This is a genomic window from Pseudomonas agronomica (assembly GCF_025917275.1).
Lineage (GTDB): Bacteria > Pseudomonadota > Gammaproteobacteria > Pseudomonadales > Pseudomonadaceae > Aquipseudomonas > Aquipseudomonas agronomica.
The window spans coordinates 1-2,006 of sequence record NZ_JAOSHO010000708.1; the positions used below are offsets into that span (position 1 = coordinate 1).

Annotated in this window: 3 protein-coding genes; all 3 read left to right on the plus strand. The window is 63.4% G+C overall.

From position 1 onward, the window contains the following. On the plus strand, positions 1-417 hold a 417-nt coding region (locus tag OC610_RS26380; protein WP_264432097.1), incomplete at its 5' end, for a COX15/CtaA family protein. Beyond that, positions 405-1,304 carry a heme o synthase gene (gene cyoE, locus OC610_RS26385; RefSeq protein ID WP_264432101.1) on the plus strand — a complete coding sequence of 300 codons (900 nt, stop codon included), beginning with the start codon at positions 405-407 and terminating at the stop codon, positions 1,302-1,304. The genes OC610_RS26380 and cyoE, both read left to right, overlap by 13 nt. Then, positions 1,301-1,936 carry an SCO family protein gene (locus tag OC610_RS26390; RefSeq protein WP_198796087.1) on the plus strand — a complete coding sequence of 212 codons (636 nt, stop codon included), beginning with the start codon at positions 1,301-1,303 and terminating at the stop codon, positions 1,934-1,936. Before cyoE ends, OC610_RS26390 begins: the two co-directional genes overlap by 4 nt. Positions 1,937-2,006 lie beyond the last annotated feature (70 nt).

Genomic DNA, 2,006 nt, shown 5'->3' on the forward strand with positions numbered 1-2,006 from the left:
CTGACCCAACACATCGGCCCGAACTACCTGGGCGGGCAACTGGACAGCGACGCCCGCACCGCCATCCACCTGACCCACCGTATCGGCGCGCTGCTGGTGACGGTCGTGCTGCTGGGGCTCGCCTGGCAGTTGAAAACGGTGGGCATGACCCGACTGGCGGGCCTTGTCCTCGCGGCACTGGCGGCACAAATTACCTTGGGAATAAGCAATGTCGTGTTTCATCTGCCGCTGCCGGTGGCGGTGGCCCATAACGCCGGGGGCGCGGCGCTGTTGCTGACCCTGGTGCTGGTCAATTATCACGCCCGTACCAGCCTGGTCCGGGTCAAGCATCAGGTCCCGCTGCGCTGGCGCTTCAATCCGCATAAGCACGGCGTCGGGCCCATCACGATAAAAGGAGAGATGCCATGGCAACCTTGACCGGTGAACGCCACAGCCAGGCGATCTGGCGCGACTACCTGGAGCTGACCAAGCCGAAAGTGGTGGTGCTGATGCTGATCACCTCGCTGGTCGGCATGTTCCTCGCCACCCGCGCCGGCGTACCGTGGACGGTCCTGGTGTTCGGCAACCTGGGCATCGCGCTGTGCGCCGGCGGCGCGGCGGCGGTCAACCACGTGGTGGACCGGCGCATCGACGCGGTGATGGCCCGTACCCATAAGCGGCCATTGGCCGAGGGCCGGGTCTCGCCGGCCGCGGCCCTGACCTTCGCCCTGGCGCTGGCCGTCGCCGGCCAAGCCATGCTGCTGATGTTCACCAACCCCCTGACCGCCTGGCTGACCCTCGCCTCACTGCTCGGTTACGCCGTGATCTACACCGGCTTCCTCAAGCGCGCGACACCGCAGAACATCGTCATCGGCGGCCTCGCTGGCGCCGCGCCGCCGCTGCTGGGCTGGGTCGCGGCCACCGGTCATGTCAGCGCCGAACCGTTGCTGCTGGTGCTGATCATCTTCGCCTGGACCCCGCCGCACTTCTGGGCCCTGGCGATTCATCGCAAGGAGGAATACGCCAAGGCTGATATCCCGATGTTGCCGGTGACCCACGGCGAGCACTACACCAAGATCCATATCCTGCTGTACACCTTGGTGCTGCTGGCGGTGAGCCTGATGCCGTTCGTGATCCAGATGAGCGGGTTGATCTACCTGGTCTGTGCGCTGGTGCTGGGCGCAAGGTTCCTGCAATGGGCCGTGGTGTTGTACCGTGGCAGCCGGCCGCACGCGGCGATCAATACGTTCAAGTACTCTATCTGGTACTTGTTCCTGCTGTTCATCGCCCTGCTCGTAGACCACTACTTACTGTTGAGCCTATGACTCGAACTCAGAAAACCGTCTTCATCCTCGCGGCCGTGATCGCACTGATCCTCGGCCTGACCATCAACAAGGTGCTCTCCAGCAAAGGCCAGGGTGACCCGACCGCGTTGATCGACGCCGGCATCATCCTGCTGCCCCAGAGCCGCAACCTGCCGGACGTGAAAATGACCGACCAGGACGGCCAGCCCGTGGCGATGGACGGGTTGAAAGACAAGTGGAGCCTGCTGTTCTTCGGTTACACCTTCTGCCCGGACATCTGCCCGACCACCCTCGCCCAACTGCGCCAGATCAAAAGCGAACTGCCGCCCGAGGCCGTGGCCAAGTTGCAGATCGTGCTGGTGAGCGTCGACCCCAACCGCGACACGCCCAAGCAACTCAAGCAATACCTGGGCTACTTCGACCCGCAATTCAAAGGCCTGACCGCCGCCTCGGTGGAAGACCTGCAGAAACTCGCCAACGCCGTGAGCATTCCCTTTATTCCGGCGGACACCAGCAAGCCCAACTACACCGTCGACCACAGCGGCAACCTCGCCGTGATTGGCCCGGACGGTACTCAGCGCGGGTTTATTCGTGCGCCGTTGAATAACCAGAAGTTGGTGGCGCAGTTGCCGGAGATGCTCAAGCGCAAATAACGGGGTAGCAACGAGACTCGCTCCACCTGCAGAAGCTGTATAGGAGTTGTGAGCTGCGTAGGAGCTGCGT